Origin of the sequence: Chromobacterium piscinae (genome assembly GCF_021129175.1) — a bacterium.
Lineage (GTDB): Bacteria > Pseudomonadota > Gammaproteobacteria > Burkholderiales > Chromobacteriaceae > Chromobacterium > Chromobacterium piscinae.
This window is the reverse complement of sequence record NZ_JAJOHV010000020.1, coordinates 44,184-63,799: the sequence shown is the minus strand read 5'-3', so window position 1 is coordinate 63,799 and position 19,616 is coordinate 44,184. Positions and strand designations below refer to the sequence as shown.

General features: G+C 62.7%; 15 protein-coding genes and 1 riboswitch. Of the genes, 7 read left to right on the top strand and 8 right to left on the bottom strand.

Going from position 1 to position 19,616, the window contains the following annotated elements:
- Positions 1 to 6: 6 nt before the first annotated feature.
- Positions 7 to 960 carry a hypothetical protein gene (locus LQR33_RS06350; protein ID WP_231468014.1) on the bottom strand — a complete coding sequence of 318 codons (954 nt, stop codon included), beginning with the start codon at positions 958 to 960 and terminating at the stop codon, positions 7 to 9.
- Between the two features lie 180 nt (positions 961 to 1,140).
- Positions 1,141 to 2,007, bottom strand: a complete 867-nt coding sequence (locus LQR33_RS06345) for a hypothetical protein (protein WP_231468012.1) — start codon at positions 2,005 to 2,007, stop codon at positions 1,141 to 1,143.
- A gap of 191 nt (positions 2,008 to 2,198) precedes the next feature.
- Between LQR33_RS06345 and typA the strand changes: the two genes are divergently transcribed.
- Positions 2,199 to 4,016: a translational GTPase TypA gene (typA, locus tag LQR33_RS06340; protein ID WP_104947196.1), complete on the top strand. Its 1,818-nt coding sequence runs from the start codon at positions 2,199 to 2,201 to the stop codon at positions 4,014 to 4,016.
- Positions 4,017 to 4,074: 58 nt separating this feature from the next.
- Here typA and LQR33_RS06335 read toward each other — a convergent pair whose 3' ends face one another.
- The gene (locus LQR33_RS06335) at positions 4,075 to 4,632 is read right to left on the bottom strand and encodes a hypothetical protein (RefSeq protein WP_231468010.1); all 558 of its coding nucleotides are present in this window, start codon (positions 4,630 to 4,632) and stop codon (positions 4,075 to 4,077) included.
- A 217-nt stretch (positions 4,633 to 4,849) separates the two neighbouring features.
- Here LQR33_RS06335 and nrdD point away from each other — a divergent pair, with 217 nt between their 5' ends.
- Together nrdD and nrdG are read left to right on the top strand one after the other, a co-directional pair.
- Positions 4,850 to 7,027, top strand: a complete 2,178-nt coding sequence (nrdD, locus tag LQR33_RS06330) for an anaerobic ribonucleoside-triphosphate reductase (protein ID WP_231468008.1) — start codon at positions 4,850 to 4,852, stop codon at positions 7,025 to 7,027.
- 7 nt (positions 7,028 to 7,034) lie between these two features.
- Positions 7,035 to 7,538, top strand: a complete 504-nt coding sequence (gene nrdG / locus LQR33_RS06325) for an anaerobic ribonucleoside-triphosphate reductase activating protein (RefSeq protein WP_221668326.1) — start codon at positions 7,035 to 7,037, stop codon at positions 7,536 to 7,538.
- Here nrdG and LQR33_RS06320 read toward each other — a convergent pair.
- Positions 7,482 to 9,197, bottom strand: a complete 1,716-nt coding sequence (locus tag LQR33_RS06320; RefSeq protein ID WP_231468006.1) for a hypothetical protein — start codon at positions 9,195 to 9,197, stop codon at positions 7,482 to 7,484. The genes nrdG and LQR33_RS06320 overlap by 57 nt on opposite strands.
- A gap of 358 nt (positions 9,198 to 9,555) precedes the next feature.
- Between LQR33_RS06320 and LQR33_RS06315 the strand changes: the two genes are divergently transcribed.
- The gene (locus LQR33_RS06315) at positions 9,556 to 10,752 is read left to right on the top strand and encodes an MFS transporter (RefSeq protein ID WP_231468004.1); all 1,197 of its coding nucleotides are present in this window, start codon (positions 9,556 to 9,558) and stop codon (positions 10,750 to 10,752) included.
- 58 nt (positions 10,753 to 10,810) lie between these two features.
- Here the strand turns inward: LQR33_RS06315 and LQR33_RS06310 are convergent, their stop codons facing one another.
- Positions 10,811 to 11,512, bottom strand: a complete 702-nt coding sequence (locus LQR33_RS06310) for a glutathione binding-like protein (RefSeq protein ID WP_231468002.1) — start codon at positions 11,510 to 11,512, stop codon at positions 10,811 to 10,813.
- A gap of 138 nt (positions 11,513 to 11,650) precedes the next feature.
- On the opposite strand from LQR33_RS06310, the gene LQR33_RS06305 reads away from it, so the two are divergent.
- Entirely contained in the window at positions 11,651 to 12,295 is a 645-nt protein-coding gene (locus LQR33_RS06305) for an SOS response-associated peptidase (protein WP_166439117.1), read from the top strand.
- Positions 12,296 to 12,348: 53 nt separating this feature from the next.
- Here the strand turns inward: LQR33_RS06305 and LQR33_RS06300 are convergent, their stop codons facing one another.
- Entirely contained in the window at positions 12,349 to 13,356 is a 1,008-nt protein-coding gene (locus LQR33_RS06300; RefSeq protein WP_166439116.1) for a class 1 fructose-bisphosphatase, read from the bottom strand.
- Positions 13,357 to 13,495: 139 nt separating this feature from the next.
- Here LQR33_RS06300 and LQR33_RS06295 point away from each other — a divergent pair, with 139 nt between their 5' ends.
- Positions 13,496 to 14,278 (top strand): substrate-binding periplasmic protein, encoded by a 783-nt coding sequence (locus LQR33_RS06295; protein ID WP_231178267.1) that lies wholly within the window; start codon positions 13,496 to 13,498, stop codon positions 14,276 to 14,278.
- Here the strand turns inward: LQR33_RS06295 and LQR33_RS06290 are convergent.
- The gene (locus tag LQR33_RS06290) at positions 14,275 to 15,591 is read right to left on the bottom strand and encodes a voltage-gated chloride channel family protein (RefSeq protein ID WP_231468000.1); all 1,317 of its coding nucleotides are present in this window, start codon (positions 15,589 to 15,591) and stop codon (positions 14,275 to 14,277) included. The genes LQR33_RS06295 and LQR33_RS06290 overlap by 4 nt on opposite strands.
- A gap of 78 nt (positions 15,592 to 15,669) precedes the next feature.
- Positions 15,670 to 15,736: riboswitch (Fluoride riboswitch) on the bottom strand.
- Positions 15,737 to 15,773: 37 nt separating this feature from the next.
- The gene (gene gcvA / locus LQR33_RS06285) at positions 15,774 to 16,673 is read right to left on the bottom strand and encodes a transcriptional regulator GcvA (RefSeq protein ID WP_221664408.1); all 900 of its coding nucleotides are present in this window, start codon (positions 16,671 to 16,673) and stop codon (positions 15,774 to 15,776) included.
- Positions 16,674 to 16,863: 190 nt separating this feature from the next.
- On the opposite strand from gcvA, the gene acnB reads away from it, so the two are divergent.
- Positions 16,864 to 19,452 carry a bifunctional aconitate hydratase 2/2-methylisocitrate dehydratase gene (acnB, locus tag LQR33_RS06280; protein ID WP_231467998.1) on the top strand — a complete coding sequence of 863 codons (2,589 nt, stop codon included), beginning with the start codon at positions 16,864 to 16,866 and terminating at the stop codon, positions 19,450 to 19,452.
- Positions 19,453 to 19,616: the final 164 nt, after the last annotated feature.

The window sequence follows — 19,616 nt, the reverse complement described above, 5'->3', positions numbered from 1 at the left end:
GCGATGTCAATAGCTGAGCGCGGTAGTAGCGGCGCTGGCGGCCGCGTGGTAGTTGCAGCCGCCCCCTTGCTGCAGAACGTTTGCGCTCCAGGCAAGCGAGGCTGGGTTTGAAATGATCTGTTTGTTGATATCCAACAGCTGGATGCTGCTGAAACTGATTACTCCGTCGGCCGGATAGTTTTGGCAATTGGCGACGCCGTACACTTCCAGCACGCCGCCAAATGCCCAATTGAAACTCTGGCCATAATTGCTGGTATGGCTCAGCGTGGTCAGCGTATTTTGCGTGGCGTCGCGCGTCTCCACATTCCAGGAGCCGCAAGCGGCCGCGCCAGCCGCGCAGTCATGCCAGACCCGGCCTGTGATCAAGTCGCCGCTGCTTACCGTGCGAGGCGTACTGTAGTTCGCCGCGCCGTTTCTGCAGCAATTCCAGCTGGCGATCGTCCAGGCCTGGTCGCCGAAGGCATTCCAACCCAGCACCGGCTGCAGAATGCTTTGCACACTGTGGCTGTCCTGCAGGCCGGGAAAGAAATAGACCACTTGTCCGCCGCGGCTTGCCGGCGCGGCGGGAACCTGCCAGCTGGCGTTGATTCCGGCATAAGGGGACGTGGCGACCAACTCCGAATCCTCCACCCAGCCGTTGATTGCCGCTAAAGAATTCGCCGCGCGCGGAGTCTTTGTCGTGGGGCCGGTCGCCGCTGCGGCCTTTCCTTGCGCATCGAAATGCGCGCGGCTGGCGCAGGCGGGCGGAGCATCGGCATCCATGAGCCTTGCGCCGTCCGCCACTTCGCGGACGCAGGAGGGGTGGAAGTAGCCAAAAGGCGTAATGAGGTAGTTCTGCGGCACGCCGGTGGGGCGAGATGCCGCATTTGCCGTGGTCGGCAAAGCCGCCCACGTGGATGAGGCCGCCAGGGCGGCCATCAGCAACAATATGCGGTTCAGCAGGCTTGCCAGCAGCTTCATGCGTCTCTCCCTTTGGAACAGTCTGGTTTCCGGGCTGCGCTCTTGAATGAGCGTAGATGGCCGAATTTGAGAGAGACCTGTCCAATGGTCCAGACTCGCACGAATTTTTGCTGATGCTGATGGTTTGGCAAGGACATGGCAGTCTCGCCGGCGCGACGCGCTGGCGAGACTGGAGGGATGTCAGTTCAGCGGAGACAAGGCCTCGATTAGCGCCACTTCTTGCGCGTAACTCAGCCCCTTCATCTTGGAAAGCAGCGCGTCGGCGTCGATCTGGTGCTGCTGGTCCAGTTCGTCTTCGATGATTCTGGCTTCCACCGCCAGCCAGACGCCGCGGCAGGAGGCGGCGCTGTCGAAATGGATGCCCGCGATCACGCCGGCGATCAAGCGCAGCTCATCATCGCTGAACATCCGCGACAGCTGGGCCTGCTCGCGGCGGACGATTTCCGCGTAACGGTCGCACATCTGCTGTACCCGCTCCGCGTCGCCGTAATGCGCAGGCTCGTTGACAGCGCCGATCTCGCCGCCATGGTGGAACCAGGCCTCGATCAGCGGACGCAGCTGCGGCAAGTCCTCATGCCAGACGCGCGCCAGTTCTTCGCGGAACTCGGCGTTGTCGGTAAAGGACAGTTCGTCGAACGGCATTGCCGGCAGCACGTTCTCGTCCAGCGTGCGCTTCCCGACCCAGATGCGCCCCTCGTCATCCACGCGGGTTTCCGCGCGCCAAACGGCCTGTTCTTCGGTGGCGAGATTGTCGACATGGATTTCGACATAGGGCAGGGCGACGCCCTGACCTTCATCCTCGCTGACGAAGCGCAGCGTGATGTCGAACAGTCCGTGCTTAATCACCTCCAGCAATTGCAGGCCGCCGTCGTGGCCGGCCAGGATGTAGCGGTTTTCATCTTCGTATACCGCGACTTGCCCGGCGGCGGCGGGGTGGATCAACCGGGCCTGCAATGCGCCAGCCAGCTCATTCACGTCGTCATGGTGGATGTCGTAACCGGTGCGGTAGGCCTCGCGCTCATGCCACAGTGCGTTCCAGTCGTACATATTGCGTGTTCCTTGTTGCCAGATGGCCGGAAGTGTAGCGCCAAACCGCGGCTCGGACTAATCCCTGAAGAATACATGCGGCCTTTACAGGATTGTCATCTGTCTTTACTGAAATTTTCTCGGTGTGGCTCTACCATGCTATAATCTTTCGATTTTTCTGTTTTCAGAATTCCAGCCGAAACACGCTAAACATGACCCGACAAATCCGCAACATCGCCATCATCGCCCACGTCGACCATGGCAAGACCACCCTGGTCGACCAACTGCTGAAACAAAGCGGCACCTTCCGCGAAAACCAGCAGGTCGACGAACGCGTAATGGACAGCAACGATCTTGAAAAAGAACGTGGCATCACCATTCTCGCCAAGAACACCGCCATCAACTACGAAGGCGTGCACATCAACATCGTCGACACCCCGGGACACGCCGACTTCGGCGGCGAAGTGGAACGCGTGCTGGGCATGGTTGACGGCGTGGTGCTGCTGGTCGACGCGGTCGAAGGCCCGATGCCTCAGACCCGTTTCGTCACCAAGAAGGCGCTGGCCCTGGGCCTGCGTCCGATCGTGGTGATCAACAAGATCGACCGTCCGGGCTCCCGTCCGGACTGGGTGGTGGACCAAACCTTCGACCTGTTCGACAAACTGGGCGCCACCGACGAGCAGCTGGACTTCCCGATCATCTACGCATCCGGCCTGTCCGGCTTCGCCAAGCATGAGCTGGAAGAAGAGTCCAACGACATGCGTCCGCTGTTCGAGACCGTGCTGAAGCACGTGCCGACTCCGGCCGGCGATGCGGAAGCCCCGTTGCAGCTGCAAATCTCCGCCCTGGACTACTCCACCTACACCGGCCGCCTGGGCCTAGGCCGCATCCTGAACGGCCGCATCAAGTCCGGCCAGCAAGTCGTGGTGATGAACCATGAAGAGCAAGTAGCCACCGGCCGCATCAACCAGGTGCTGGGCTTCAAGGGCCTGGAGCGCGTGGAAGTGCCGGAAGCGGAAGCCGGCGATATCGTGATCATTTCCGGCATCGAAGACATCGGCATCGGCGTGACCATCTGCGACAAAGAGCAGCCGGTCGGCCTGCCGGTCCTGTCCGTCGACGAGCCGACGCTGACCATGGACTTCATGGTTAACACCTCGCCGCTGGCCGGCACCGAAGGCAAGTTCGTGACCTCGCGCCAAATCCGCGACCGCCTGAACAAGGAACTGCTGACCAACGTGGCGCTGCGCGTCGAAGACACGGCTGACGCCGACATCTTCCGCGTATCGGGCCGCGGCGAGCTGCACCTGACCATCCTGCTGGAAAGCATGCGCCGCGAAGGCTTTGAAATGGCCGTGGCCAAACCGCGCGTCGTGTTCAAGGAAATCAACGGCCAGAAGTGCGAGCCGTATGAAAACCTGACCATCGACCTGGAAGACGACCACCAGGGCGGCGTGATGGAAGAAATCGGCCGCCGCCGCGGCGAGCTGACCAATATGGAATCGGACGGCATGGGCCGCACCCGTCTGGAATACCACATTCCGGCGCGCGGTCTGATCGGCTTCCAGTCCGACTTCATGACCATGACCCGCGGCACCGGCCTGATGAGCCACGTGTTCGACGACTACGCGCCGGTCAAGCCGGATCTGCCGGGCCGCCACAACGGCGTGCTGATCTCGCAAGAGAATGGCGAAGCTGTCGCCTACGCGCTGTGGAAGCTGGAAGACCGCGGCCGCATGTTCGTATCCCCGGGCGACAAGCTGTACGAAGGCATGATCATCGGCATCCATAGCCGCGACAACGATCTGGTGGTGAACCCGGTCAAGGGCAAGCAGCTGACCAACGTCCGCGCTTCCGGCACCGACGAAGCCGTTCGCCTGACCACGCCGATCAAGCTGACGCTGGAATCCGCCGTGGAGTTCATCGACGACGACGAACTGGTGGAAATCACGCCGAAATCCATCCGCATCCGCAAGCGCTACCTGCAAGAGCACGAGCGTCGCAAGATGGCCAAGGTGGAAAGCATCTGATCCGGACCTTGTCCGGCATGAGCAAAGCCCCGCGCAAGCGGGGCTTTTGTTTTGCAGGCTAGTTCGGCCTGGCCAGAGCGTCGCTCAATTGGTCGAACAACTGGCGATAAACGGCCTGATCGCTGCACAGCAGCGTTCTTGAGTTGCCGTTGCTGTCCCAGATGGTCTGGCGGATATTCGCCCGCAGCAGCATCTGCCTGGGCTGATTGCCGGGACGCATGGTCAACAGCACTTCGGTGGTTTGATGGTCCGGCTTGCCGGGCAACGGGAATTTCAGCTTCAGCAAGCCGCGCAGCACTTGCCGCGCCTCGCTGATCAGCGTCTCGTCCTTTTCCGCGCGGATCACGCCGTAATCGGCGTCGACATCCACGCGCTTGTATCCCAGGCGCTCCAGCGCCTTGCGGCCCGCCTGCAGCGCCGTGGATGCGCTGGCGTCGTCCAGCCGCGCGTCCCGCGCCTGCTGGTAATTGCGCAGATCCTCTCCCGAGGGCTCCACTCTGACCTGGGTGGAGCTGTAGCGCAGGACGCGGCCGCCCTGGCCCTGAATTTGTTCGTTATCGGCCGCCCAGGCCGCCAAGCAAAACGTCAACGCCAGCAAGCAGAAAATGCGCTTCATTGGCGGCTTCCATCAAAACAATGACATGCCATTCAATCGAAAATCGATGACGATTGCAATCAGAGCCGTCGTCGCCTCATTTTTAGACGATGGGCACAATATATTGATCACACTCAAGTTCTGGCACCATATTTTGAAGAAAAACCAGCCCGCCACCTGAATAAATCGCCTACAGTATTGACGATTTCAGGGCCTGCTTGGCGCAGGCGTGTTCTATATGGCCGGAATTGGCCAAGAGTCAGGAGAGAACCAGGCGATGCTGCAAGTGAGCAAGCGCGACGGCGCGGTAGTGGGATTCGACATCGGCAAGATCGCCAACGCCTGCCAGCGGGCCGCAGCGGCAGCCGGGCATGCGGAGCCAGCCAGGCTGGCATTGGAAATCGCAGCCCAGGTGGAACGCGAATGCCGAGAGCTGGCCCAGAACGGCCAGTTGGACATCCCAGCCATCCAGAAACGGGTGGAGGACGCGTTGATGCAGCGCTACCCGGAGGTGGCGCGCGTTTACATCGAATACCGTCACGACCGCGAAACGGTGCGCGCCCGCGGCTCCGAACTGCACGCCAAGCTGATGGGGCTGGTGCACAAGACCGACGAGGAAGCCACCACCGAGAACGCCAACAAGGACGCCAATGTTTTCCCGGTGATGCGCGACCTGATGGCCGGCATCGTGTCCAAGCAGTTCGCCGGCAATTTTTTGCCCAAAGACATCCTGACCGCCCACAACGCCGGCGACATCCATTTCCATGATCTGGACTATTCGCCGTTCCTGCCTTTCACCAACTGCTGCCTGGTAGATCTGAAAGGCATGCTGGAGCAGGGTTTCCGCCTGGGCAACGCGCAGATCGAAAGTCCGCGCTCGATCGGGGTGGCCTGCGCAGTCACCGCGCAAATCATCGCCCAGGTGGCCAGCCACCAGTATGGGGGCACCACCATCCCCAATATCGACCAAACGCTGGCCCCCTACGTGCTGAAAAGCTATCGCAAGAACCTGGACGTGGCGGAACAGTACGGCATCGCCGAGCCGGAACGCTACGCGCGCGAGCGTACGGAAAAAGAATGCTACGACGGCATCCAGGCCTGCGAGTACGAGATCAACACCCTGTTCAGCTCCAACGGCCAGCAGCCTTTCGTCACCTTCTCCTTCGGCATGGGCACCGCCTGGGAGGAGCGCATCATTCAGCAGGCCATTCTGAAGGTGAGGATCAAAGGCCTGGGCAAGGAGGGCATCACGCCGGTCTTCCCCAAGCTGGTGATGTTCATCGACAAGGGCGTCAATCTGCGGCCGGAAGACCCCAATTACGATATCAAGCAGCTGGCGCTGGAGTGCACCTCCAAACGCATGTATCCGGACATCATTTCCGCCGAGCTGAATCGCAGCATCACCGGTTCCTCTACCCCGGTTTCGCCGATGGGTTGCCGCAGCTTCCTGCCTGCGTGGCGGGACGAGGCGGGCAGGGAGGTGCTGGACGGCCGCAACAACCTGGGCGTGGTCAGCCTCAACCTGCCTCGCATCGCCATTGAGGCGAAGGGCGATCAGCAGGCGTTCTGGGCGCTGCTGGATTCGCGCCTAGGCTTGTGCTTCCGCGCGCTGATGTTGCGGCTCGACCGGCTGCGGGGCGTCAAGGCCAACGTGGCGCCGATTCTCTACACCGAGGGCGCGTTCGGCATGCGCCTGAGGCCGGATGAGGACATCATGACGCTGTTCGAGGGCGGCCGCGCTTCGATCTCGCTGGGCTATATCGGCCTGCACGAGGTGGGCACGCTGCTGTTCGGCTCGCACCCTGCCGACAGCCTGGAGGTCCGCGATTTACTGCGCCAAGTGGTCGGCCGCATGAACGCGGCGGCGGCGGAATGGCGGCGCGAGACCGGCTTCGGCTTCTCGCTGTACTCGACGCCCAGCGAATCGCTGTGCCACCGTTTCTGCAAGCTGGACCGCGAGCGCTTCGGCGATATCGCTGAAGTGACGGACAAGGGCTATTACACCAACTCCTTCCATTTGGACGTCTTCCGCAAGGTCAATCCATTCGAAAAGATAGACTTCGAGACCGGCTATGCCGAGCTCGCCACCGGCGGCCACATCACTTATGTCGAACTGCCCAATATGAAGCACAACCTGCAGGCGCTGGAGCGGATCTGGGATTACGCGCTGGAGCGGGTGCCTTATTTCGGCAGCAACACGCCGGTGGATTCTTGCGGCGCCTGCGGCTTCATGGGGGAGGCGAAGGCGGATGCGGACGGTTTCTGCTGCCCGCAATGCGGCAACCGCGACAGCGCCTCGCTGTCGGTGACGCGCCGGGTATGCGGCTATCTGGGCAGCCCCAACTCGCGCCCGTTCAATGCCGGCAAGCAGAAGGAAGTGATGCGCCGGGTCAAGCACTTCGGCGGCGAACACTGAGCGCGGGATGAATTACGATCGCTATTACACCTGCGATCTGGTCAACGGCGAGGGCGTGCGCGTCACGCTCTTCGTCACCGGGTGCGCGCACGCCTGCGAGGGCTGCCACAACCGCTCGACCTGGGATCGCAAAAGCGGGCGGCCGTTCACGCCGGAGGCGAGGGAAGAACTGCTGAACCGCTGCGCCGGCCACGATGGCCTCAGCCTGTCCGGCGGCGATCCGCTGCTGCCGGCCAACCGCGACGAGATTCTGGCACTGTGCCGCATGTTCAAGCAGCGCTATCCGCAGAAGAACATCTGGCTGTGGACCGGCTATGACTACGAAGAGGTGCGGGAATTGGAAATCCTGCAATTCGTCGATGTGCTGATAGACGGCCGCTACCGCCAGGACCTGCCGACAAGCAAGCCCTGGCGGGGATCGGACAACCAGCGCCTGATCAGGTTGGGCGCCGGATCAGGGGCAGCTGTTGCTGCCGTTGGCGCAGCTGACGTAATTGCTTTCGAAGCCTAGATTGCTGCGGTCTCGCCCGTACAGCGCGATCATCTTGTAGTCGCTGGCGGCCAGCGTCAGGCTGGACAGGTTGAAGCTGGCGCTGCCGGCGCTGCCCAGTTTGCCGCTCAGATCGATTTGCACCGGGCTGTTGCAGCTGCCGGCGTTGCAGAATGAGGCATCATGCGGTACGACGCTATTGCTGCCGGTCCAAGAGAAGCTCAAGGCACCGCCTTGGGCGCTGGCATAGTTGGCCAGCGCGCTCTGGCTGGCGCTGTCCAGGGTCAGCCAGGGCAGCGTCGCCAGCTGGGACGATTGCGGCGGCACGCCATCCACGCGTGTAATGACGCTGGCGAGCAGGCTGCTGAAGGCATTGTCGGAGTACAGGTCGATCTTCACTCTCCGTCCGCGCTGGAAGAAGGCGGAGATCAAAGCGTCGCCGGATGCCAGGCTGCCATTGTTGAAGCTGTCCAGTCCCAGCCAGGTGCTGCCGCAAGTGCTGCCTTGCATGGTCAGCCTGGGCTGGCTGCTGCAGCCGGCGTTGCTGAGCGTGGCGATGGGCGTGCCGTCCCAGCCGGTGCCGGCTGCGTTGCGCTGGTAAACCTTGGCGGATTGAACGGCGTTGCTCACGCCGTTGGCGCTGGTGCCGATGTCAAACGAAATCGCGCGGTAGTAGCTGGGTTGCGGATTGCTGATGCCAACCCGCAGCGTGCGCTGCGCATTGGCGTTGACATGGATCGCATAGGGTGACGCCTGGCCCAGCAGTTTCCATGCCGCGGCGCCGTTGCGCAGCACCACCGCCATTTCCGCGCCTTCCTGCACGGCGCTGCCGTTGATGACATCGAAGCCGACAGTGCAGGTTTTGTCGCTGCCGGAGAAGTCGCAATCGCGCAGCGTGGGGTTGGCGACGCTGCCGCCGAGCAAGCTGCCTTGCGACAGGAAGCCGCAGATCATCGAAGCGAAATTGCTGGTATTGAGGGATTGCTGGTTGATGCTGAGCGTGAACTGCGGATCCAGCATGCTGGCATTGTTGTTCAGCACGGTGGCGCAGGCGCTGGCGCTGCTGCTGCCGGCGGCGCTATTCAATGCGGCGAAGATCTGGCTGATGCTGGTCAGATCCAAGCCCAGCCCGTTGAGCAAGGTGCTGTCGCTCAGGCTGCCGGATTGGCTGCCGCTATTGTCCGCGTAAAAATTGCTGCTGCCAAAGCGGCCTTCCAATTGCACGAAGGTATGTCCGTTATTGGTCCCGGTATTGGCGGCGATGGCGTCCAGCACCTTGTCCATGCCGGTGCGGTTGGCGCTGAAGGCCGTGGTGGTGAGGTCGGCGCCGCTACTGAGGCCGGATGCGGCCAGTACTTGCGATAAGGCGTTTTGGAGTGTTTGCTGGCTGCTGTTGAGCGCGCTGGCGGACGGCGCGCCGGCGCTCATGATGCTGGCGGCGTCGCTGCCGGTGGCCAGCGTGACCAACGCTGTGGTCAGTGACGTGACATTGGCGGTGCCTGCGCTTTGAGCCACGGCGTAATGACAGGTATAGACCGCGTTGACCAGGCCGCAGGCTTGCAGGCGGAAGGGCGCGGTCAGCGCGCTGATGTCGAGGTTGCTGTAGCTGCCGTCGCTATTGACGCTGACGCTGGCGGTCTGGCCATTGGCGCCCAGCACCGTCAGCGTGGCATTCTGCATCGGTGCGCCGACGGCGACCGTGCCGGATAGTCTGGAAGAGCCAGTGCTTGCGCTCCCGCCTCCACCGCCCCCGCATGAAACCAGTGCGATGCAACAGGCAAGTCCAAGAAACGCGCGATGGATTCTCATTCCCCTTCCCTCTCGGTTCATGCGGTTGTGCTCCCAGATTAGTCAATCGGCAAACTCGCATGGATATTTCTTCATCACCGCATCAGATCGCGTGAACATTGGCCTGGGCTTGCGTGACGCCGCATCGCGCGTGGAAGTTTGTTGCTATTTTTTGCGATGCCAGGCCCTTGCATGAAATTCATTTATCATGAATGAATGAGCTGACAATAATCAGAGCTGGAGAAGAGGCATGGCTTGGAGCAAGGAGCAGAAACAAACGGTGTTCGCCTGCTATCTGGGCTGGACCCTGGACGCATTCGACTTTTTTCTGATGGTGTTTGTGCTGAAGGATGTCGCCAAGGAATTCGGCGCCGACATTGAGGCAGTCAGCTGGGCGATCATGCTGACGTTGGCGGCCCGCCCCATCGGCGCGCTGATATTCGGCCGACTGGCCGATCGTTTTGGCCGAAGGCCCGTGCTGATGGCCAATATCGCGCTGTATTCGATACTGGGATTCTCGTCCGCATTCGCGCCCAATCTGATGGCGCTGCTGGTGCTGCGCACGCTGTTCGGCGTGGCGATGGGCGGGGAGTGGGGCGTGGGCTCTTCTCTGACCATGGAAAGCATACCCAAGGAATCGCGCGGATTCGTCTCCGGCCTGCTGCAGGCCGGCTATCCCAGCGGCTACCTGCTGGCGACGCTGGCCTTCGGGCAGCTGTTCGAACACATAGGCTGGCGCGGCATGTTCATGCTCAGCCTGCTGCCGGCGCTGCTGACGCTGTACATCCGCCGCAATGTGCCGGAAAGCCCCAGCTGGGAAGCTTCTCTACATCATGACAAGCCGGGCTTGCTGCAGGCCATTTCCGCGCAGTGGCGGCTATCGCTATACGCCATCGTGCTGATGACCTGCTTCAATTTCTTCTCGCACGGCACCCAAGACATGTACCCGACCTTCCTGCGCGTGCAGCACAAGTTCGATCCCCACACCGTGCAGATGATCGCTATCTGCCTCAATGTCGGCGCCATCGTCGGCGGTTTGGCCATCGGCAGCCTGTCTGAGAAAATTGGCCGGCGCAACGCGATCACGCTGGCCGCGCTGTTCGCGCTGCCGGTGCTGCCTCTGTGGGCATTCACCACCACGCCGCTGCTGTTGGCGATCGGCGCGTTCCTGATGCAGATTTCGGTCCAGGGCGCATGGGGCGTGATTCCGGCCCACTTGAACGAAATATCGCCGGCGGCAGTGCGCGCCACCTTTCCCGGCCTGGTCTACCAACTGGGCAATTTGTTCGCCTCGGTCAACAGCCCCTTGCAGGCCCATATGGCCAAGACCAATGGCGGCGACTACGGGCTGGCCATGGCCATCGTCGCCGGCCTTGTCGCCTTGGCGATCGCGATTTTGATTCGTTTCAGCCATGAGCGGCGCGGCGAGACGATGACATCGCACTAGCGCGGCCCAATCAAAACGGCAGCCCAAAGGCCGCCGTAAGCTATTTGGTGGGCAAAGATCAGCCGCCTCTGGGCTTGCCGTCCTGGCCAAACAGGATAGCGCGCGAGGCGTCGGTGACCGAGGGCGCCGTATTGATGGTTTCCGCCAGCGCGTAGGCGCGTTGCACTGCGGGTCGTTCGGCGATGCGGTCGAACCAGCGCTTGAGAGACGGGAAATCGTCCAGATTCTGTTGCTGGCGCTGATGCGGCACGATCCACGGATAGCTGGCCATGTCGGCGATCGAGTATTCGCCGGCGATGAAATTGCGACCATCGGACAGATGCGTGTCCAGCACGCGATAGAGGCGGGCGGTTTCGCGCACGTAGCGGTCGATCGCGTACGGCAGCTTCTCCGGCGCGTATTGCGTGAAGTGATGGTTCTGGCCTGCCATCGGCCCTAGGCCGCCCATCTGCCAGAACAGCCACTGCAGCGCCTCGTTGCGGCCGCGCAGATCTTGCGGGATGAAGCGCCCGGTCTTGTCGGCCAGATACAGCAGGATGGCGCCCGATTCGAACAGGCTGATCGGCTCGCCGCCGCCCTGCGGCGCATGGTCCACGATGGCCGGAATGCGGTTGTTGGGCGCGATGCGCAGGAAATCCGGCTTGAATTGATCCCCGGCGGAAATGTTGACCGGCTCGATACGGTAGGGCAGGCCGGCTTCTTCGAGGAAAATCGTGATCTTGTGGCCGTTGGGCGTGGTCCAGTAATAGAGGTCTATCATCGTTCGCTTCCTGGCTTGGGAGTGGAAGGAAGGACATGGGGGCATGTCATGGCTTTCCAAAGAGGCTTTCTGACCAAGCATCGCCCGACAGTCGTCGGCGCGGTATCATTGTCCGCCATAAAATCCAGCAAAGAGAATATGTGCGTCAATTTCACCCCGCCCAGCCGCGGCCAGCTGCGCGAATGGTTCGGCTGCGATCCGGGCGAATGGCAATGGCAGGATGAAGCCTGGCAAGACTATCTAGCGCCCATCCTGACCCGCGACGGGCTGAGAATGGCCAGCTACGGCTTCATCCCCAAGCGCCACCTGCCTGAGGGCGTGCGGCTGAGCACCATGAACGCGCGCGCGGAAACCATAGGCCAGCTGCGCAGCTACCGCGACGCCTGGCGCAACTGCCAGCTGTGCCTGGTGCCGATGCAAGCCTTCTACGAACCCTGCTATGAGAGCGGGAGGGCGGTGCGCACCAAGATAGGCATGGCGGATGGCGCGCCGTTCGCGGTGGCCGGCCTGTGGCGGGAATGGCGCGAGGCCGACGGCTCGGTCAGGCTGGCCTTCACCCAGATCACCATCAATGCCGAGGGCCACGGGGTGATGGGCCGCATGCACCGGCCTGGCGACGAAAAGCGCTCGCTGGTCATCATTCCCGCAGCGCTGCATCAGGAATGGCTGCATTGCCGCAATCCTGAGCAGGCGCGGGCTTTTCTGCAGCTGTTTTCCGCAGAGGGGATGCGCGCGGAAGGCGAAATCCCGAATCCGCCCCAGCAAGGGTCGCTATTTGACTGAGTCAAAGAAAAAGCCCGCTGAACGCGGGCTTTTTCGGGGGAATGACTGCCGGCTTATTGCTGCTCGGCGTGGTAGCGCGTCACCAGATCCACCTCTTCCTTCGAGCCCAGGAACACCGCCACGCGCTCGTGCAGCTTGGTCGGCTGGATGTCCATGATGCGCTGATGGCCGTTGGTGGCGACGCCGCCGGCCTGCTCGATGATGAAGGCCATCGGGTTGCCTTCGTACATCAGGCGCAGCTTGCCGGCCTTGGACGGGTCGCGCGCGTCCTTCGGGTACATGAAGATGCCGCCGCGGGTGATGATGCGGTGGACTTCAGCCACCATCGACGCCACCCAGCGCATATTGAAATCGCGGCCGCGCGGACCGGTTGAGCCGGCCAGCATCTCGTCCACGTAGCGGCGCACCGGCGCTTCCCAGTGGCGCATATTGGACATGTTGATCGCGAATTCGGCGGTGCGTTCCGGCACTTTCATGTCCGGATGGGTCAGCACGAAGGAGCCGTGCTCGCGATCCAGCGTGAAGCCGTGCACACCGCTGCCGAAGGTCAGCACCAGCATGGTTTGCGGTCCGTACACGGTATAGCCGGCCGCCACTTGATGAGTGCCGGGCTGCAGGAAGTCGGCTTCGGTCGGCTGCGTCACGCCCTCCGGGCTGCGCAGGATGGAGAAAATGGTGCCGACCGAGATATTGACGTCGATATTGGACGAGCCATCCAGCGGATCGAACATCAGCAGGTATTCGCCCTTCGGGTATTCGCCCGGGATGTGGTAGGGCAGTTCCATCTCTTCCGACGCCATGGCGGCCAGGCTGCCGCCCCATTCGTTGGCGTCCAGCAGGAAGTCGTTTGCGATCACGTCCAGCTTCTTCTGCGCCTCGCCCTGCACGTTGCCGGTGCCGGCTTCGCCCAGCACGTCTGCCAGCGCGCCCTTGTTCACCGAATAGCTGATGGCCTTGCAGGCGCGGCCCACGGTTTCGATCAGCAGACGCAGTTCCGGCGGCAACGTGCCCGCCTTGCGCTGTTGTTCGATCAGAAAACGGGAGAGGGTGATGCGGCTCATGACGTTCCTTAGGATGGGTAGGTGCGCGAATGATAATGCCGTCGGATTGGCGGCACAACGCGGCATTATAACGAATAAGCCGGCAGGCGGGGCGGCTGGAGGCTATCAAGAAAATGTTAGTTATACGTAGGAGAATGCCATGCCGATCCGCGCCCTTGTCCTGTTGCTGTTCAGTCTGTCCGCCTGGTCGGCCCGGGCGCCGGCGATCACCATTTACACCGAAGAATGGCCGCCCATCACCTTCCAGCATAACGGCATCGCCGACGGCATGGCGGTGGAGGTGGTGCGCGAGATCCAGGCCCGCATCCACGACAACAGCCCGATCGACGTGGTGCCATGGGCGCGAGGCTATAAGGAGCTGCTGACCAGCCCCGGCGTGATGCTGTTTACCGTGGGCCGCAGCGAAGCACGGGAGAAACAAATGACGCTGCTTGGGCCGATCGCCGTATCGCAAACCGTGTTGCTGGCGCGCAAGGGCGAGGCGGCCAAGTTGCTGGCGCTGGGGGCTGGCATCTACCAGCGCCCGGTGGGCGCTTACCGCGGCAGCATCTTCGCCGACGCGGCCTCCGCTGCCGGGTTCGTCGAAGTGGACTTGGCGCCTACGCCACAGGTGACCGCGCAAAAAATGTTGATGGGCCGCTACGATATGTGGGTGGAAGGCGGCTTCGTGGTCTCCTCGGTGCTGAAGGACATCCATCAGCCGGTTGATTCGGTGGAAGTGGTGCGCGTGCTTGAGTCGCTGGAACTCTACCTGGCCTTTTCCCGCGGCACGCCGGTCGAAGAGGTCAAACGCTGGCAGGACGGTTTCGCGGCGATCAAGAAAGACGGCACCTACAAGCGCACCTACAACAAATGGCTGCCGCGCGACGCCGCGCCGATGGAGGTGAAGCTGATCGGCTTGCCCCCCGGACCAGTGCGCTAACCGGCACTGCGATCCGACGCGCGCGCCTTCTGGCTGGCCGCGCGGCGCAATGCCGGCCACTCCGCCAGCCGGATGTTTTCCGGGACGCCGCGCCGCTTGGCCACGCCCACCCGCTGCGCGCGATAGATGCCCGAGTGGCCCGAACACAGATAGCTGACCACGCAAGCCAGCCCGGCGTAAACCCCGATTCCCGGCCCAAACAGCTCCATCGCCATCACCGTCGACGCCAGCGGCGTATTGGCCGCGCCGGCGAACACCGCTACGAAGCCCATGCCGGCCAGCAAGGGGAAGGGCAAATGCAGCCAGGGCGCCAGCGCGTTGCCCAGCGTCGCGCCAATGTAGAACAGCGGCGTGACCTCGCCGCCTTTGAATCCCGACCCCAGCGTCGCCACGGTGAAGCCCAGCTTGCCGATGAAGTCATAGGCCGGCAGCGGTTGCTGGAAGGCGGACACGATGGAGGGAATGCCCAGGCCCAGATAGGCCTGCGCGTCCATCAGCGAGGCTGCGATCGCGACCGCGCTGCCGCCGATCAGCGGCCGCAGCGGCGCGAAGGCGATGAGACGCTTGAAACCGCCGGCCACGCCATGAACGGACTCGGCGAACAGCTTGCCGACCAGGCCGAAGGCGGCGCCGGCCAGCGCCGCCGCGCACAAACCCCAGGCGCTGGGCGCGGGAATGAAGGGAATCCGGTAGTGGGTGTGATGCACGCCCCATAGCAGCCCGATCTGGTCGCCCAGAATGGCCGCCGCCAGGCAGGGCAGGATGGCGTCGTAGCGCAGGCGGCCGATGGCCAGCACTTCCAGGCCGAAGATGGCTCCCGCGAGAGGTGTGCCGAATACCGAGGCGAAGCCGGCGCTGATCCCCGCCATCAGCAGAATGCGACGGTCCTCCCGCCGCAGTGGCAGCCATTTGTGGACCTGGTCGGCTAGCGCGCCGCCCATCTGCACCGCGGTGCCCTCCCGGCCGGCGGAGCCGCCGCACAAATGAGTGGCGATGGTGCCGATCAGCACCAGCGGCGCCATCCGCAACGGGATGGTTTTTTTCGGATCGTGAATTTCATCGATCAGCAGATTGTTGCCGGCCTCCACCTCTTGTCCCAGCCGCCAATAGGCTAGGCCGACCGCGAAACCGGCCAGCGGCAGCAGCCAGATCAGCCAGGGGCGGCTCAGGCGGGTTTGCGTGGCCCAATCCAGCGAAAACAGAAACAGGGCGGAGGCGCTGCCGGTCAGCGCGGCAACCAGCGCGGACAACAGCAGCCATTTGCCGATATAGGGCAGGGCAGAAAATCTTTCCGGAAGGAGGGGGTATTTCATTGGTGTCCAATGCGTTGTGATGGCAATCGTCTGGACGGGCATGCTTTGAGGGGCAGGCCTACAGCTTCCCGGTCCAGGAATACTGTAGGCATCATCAGCCTCTTTGCGAGGCGGTTACGGGAGGCATGCCATCTCCACTTGCATCGATTGTACTGGCCAAAACGATGCGGCGGCAAGCGCGCTCAGCGCGGAAGAGGGGCCGCCTTGTCCGCTTCGCTTTCCAGCCAGCGGCAGAAGGTCGCCACCGTGGCGTCCTCCGCCGACATGCGCGGCGCCACCCAGCAATAGTCGCGCACCGTCACCACCGGCGTCGGCAACGGAGACACCAGCCGGCCCGCGTCTATCAGCGCCTGCGCCATCGGCATGGGGCCCAACACCACGCCCAAACCGTCTATCGCGGCTTGCAGCGCCAGCGAGAACTTGTCGAAATGCATGCTGCTGGCCGGCTTCAGCTCAGGGACGCCGGCCAGCGTCAGCCAGCGCGGCCAGGCGGTGGGGCGAGTGTCCGCGTGCAGCAGCGTATGGGTGACGAGGTCGTCCGGACGATTCAGCGGCAGCTTGTCCAGCAGCGCCGGGCTGCATAGCGGCAGCTCCCACTCCTTCAGGAATGGCTTGGCGATGTAGCCCGGCCAATCTCCGGGGCCGCGGCGGATGGCGATGTCGAACGGCGAATCCAGCCGGCTCAGATCGCGGTCCGAAGTGGCCAGATGCAGCTCAAGATCGGGAAAGCGCTCGCGAAAGCGCTCCAGCCTGGGCAGCAGCCAATAGGCGGCGAAAGTGGGCGTGGAGTTGATGGAAAGCCGTCGCTGGCGGTTGGGCTGCAGCAGTTGGGCAGTGGCGTTGGCGATCAGATCCAGGCCGTCCTGCACCTGCACCAGATAGCGCCAGCCGGCATCGGTCAGCCGGACGCGTCCTCCACTGCGCTCGAACAGCGGCACGCCCAGCCAATCTTCCAGCTGCTTAATCTGTTTGCTCACAGCGCCATGGGTGACGAAGAGTTCGCCCGCGGCGGCGGAAAAGCTTTCCAGCCTTGCCGCGGCCTCGAAAATGCGCAATGAATTAAGAGGGGGGTAGGTGCTCATGTTGTGATTTTATCTCACAATCCATGTTGCGATTACTCGTTTGTATGCAAGCGCCGAACAGCGTAATCTTCAGTCACTACAAAGTGCATATCCCGGCGCGATGAGCCGGGAGCGATGCAGACCCTGCAAGTGGAGACTGGCGGCAAACCGCCAGACCTGCGACAACCTTAAGCCAAGAAGGTCTCGAGTCATGTTAGAAGCTTACCGTCAGCACGTAGCCGAGCGCGCCGCGCTGGGCATTCCACCCCTGCCGCTGTCCGCCAAGCAGGTCGAAGAACTGGTCGAACTGCTGAAAAATCCGCCCAAGGGCGAAGAGGGCGTGCTGGTCGAGCTGATCACCCATCGCGTGCCGCCGGGCGTGGATGACGCCGCCAAGGTCAAGGCCTCCTTCCTGGCTGCCGTCGCCGAAGGCAGTGTGAAGTCGCCGCTGGTTTCGCGCGAGCTGGCCACCGAGCTCTTGGGCACCATGCTGGGCGGCTACAACATCAAGCCGCTGGTCGATCTGCTGGATGATCCGTCCGTCGCCAAGATCGCCGCCGCCGGCCTGAAGAAAACCCTGCTGATGTTCGATTCCTTCCACGATGTGAAGGAAAAGATGGACAAGGGCAACGCCGTCGCCAAGGAAGTGGTCGAGTCTTGGGCCAATGCCGAGTGGTTCACCAGCCGTCCGGAAGTAGCCGAGAAAATCACCGTCACCGTGTTCAAGGTGCCGGGCGAGACCAATACCGACGATCTGTCGCCGGCCCCGGACGCCTGGAGCCGCCCGGACATTCCGTTGCACTACCTGGCGATGCTGAAGAACACTCGCGCCGACGCGGCCTTCAAGCCGGAAGAAGACGGCAAGCGCGGCCCGATGCAGTTTATCGACGACCTGAAGAAAAAGGGCCACCTGGTCGCCTACGTGGGCGACGTGGTCGGCACCGGCTCCTCCCGCAAATCCGCCACCAACTCGGTGGTGTGGGCCACCGGCCAGGACATCCCCTTCGTGCCGAACAAGCGCTTCGGCGGCGTGACGCTGGGCGGCAAGATCGCGCCGATCTTCTTCAATACCCAGGAAGACTCCGGCTCTCTGCCGATCGAAGTGGACGTGTCCAAGCTGGAAATGGGCGACGTGATCGACGTCTACCCATACGCCGGCAAAATCGAAAAGAATGGCGCCGTCGTATCCGAATTCAAGCTGAAGTCCGAAGTGATTCTGGACGAAGTGCGCGCCGGCGGCCGCATCAACCTGATCATCGGTCGCGGCCTGACCTCCAAGGCGCGCGAAGCGCTGGGCCTGCCGGCCTCCACCGTGTTCCGCCTGCCGAAGGCTCCGGTCGATTCCGGCAAGGGCTTTAGCCTGGGCCAGAAGATGGTCGGCCGCGCCTGTGGCCTGCCGGAAGGCAAGGGCGTGCGCCCGGGCACCTACTGCGAACCGAAGATGACCACCGTCGGCTCGCAGGACACCACCGGGCCGATGACCCGCGACGAACTGAAAGACCTGGCTTGCCTGGGCTTCTCCGCCGACCTGGTGATGCAATCGTTCTGCCACACCGCCGCTTACCCGAAGCCGGTGGACGTGAAGATGCACAAGGAACTGCCGGCCTTCATCTCCACCCGCGGCGGCGTTTCGCTGCGCCCGGGCGACGGCGTGATCCACAGCTGGCTGAACCGTCTGTTGCTGCCCGACACCGTCGGCACCGGCGGCGACAGCCACACTCGCTTCCCGATCGGCATCTCCTTCCCGGCAGGCTCCGGCTTGGTGGCTTTCGCCGCCGCCACCGGCGTGATGCCGCTGGACATGCCGGAATCGGTGCTGGTGCGTTTCAAGGGCAAGCTGCAGCCGGGCGTAACCCTGCGCGACCTGGTCAACGCCATCCCGCTGTACGCGATCAAGCAAGGCCTGCTGACCGTGGCCAAAGCCGGCAAGAAGAACATCTTCTCCGGCCGCATCCTGGAAATCGAAGGCCTGCCTGATCTGAAGGTCGAGCAAGCGTTCGAACTGACCGACGCCTCCGCCGAGCGCTCCGCCGCCGGCTGCACCGTGCACCTGAACAAGGAGCCGATCGTCGAATACATGCGCTCCAACATCACGCTGATGAAGGCCATGATCGCCGATGGCTACCAAGACGCCCGCACGCTGGAGCGCCGCATCAAGTCGATGGAAGAGTGGATCGCCAACGGCCAGCTGCTGAAGGGCGATGCCGACGCCGAGTACGCCGCCGTGATCGACATCGACCTGGCCGATGTGAAAGAGCCTATCGTCGCCTGCCCGAACGACCCGGACGACGTGAAGTTCATGTCCGAAGTTGCCGGCACCAAGATCGACGAAGTGTTCATCGGTTCGTGCATGACCAATATCGGCCACTTCCGCGCCGCGTCGAAACTGCTGGAAGGCAAGGCCGACATTCCAGTCAAGCTGTGGGTGGCCCCGCCGACCAAGATGGACGCCAAGCAGCTGACCGAAGAAGGCCACTACGGCGTGCTGGGCCGCGCCGGCGCCCGCATGGAAATGCCGGGTTGCTCGCTGTGCATGGGCAACCAGGCGCAGGTGCGCGAGGGCGCGACCGTGATGTCCACCTCCACCCGCAACTTCCCGAACCGTCTGGGCAAGAACTCCAACGTGTTCCTGGGTTCCGCCGAGCTGGCCGCGATCTGCTCCAAGCTGGGCAAGATCCCGACCGTTGAGGAGTACCAGGCCAATATCGGCATCATCAACGAGAAGAGCGCCGAAGTTTACCAGTACCTGAACTTCGACCAGATCGCCGAATATCAGGAGCTGGCCGCCAGCAAGGCCTGATAGCCGAATCGATTACCTTGGTGATAGCGCCGTTCGCCCGCGAGGGCGGGCGGCGTTTTTTTACGGGTTTTTACGGGAACTTGGCTGGAGATTCCATAGACCAACCCGGCCGTCGCAATGCATCAAGAAAACAAATCGAATATGGAAGTCATAAGCGCGCCGTA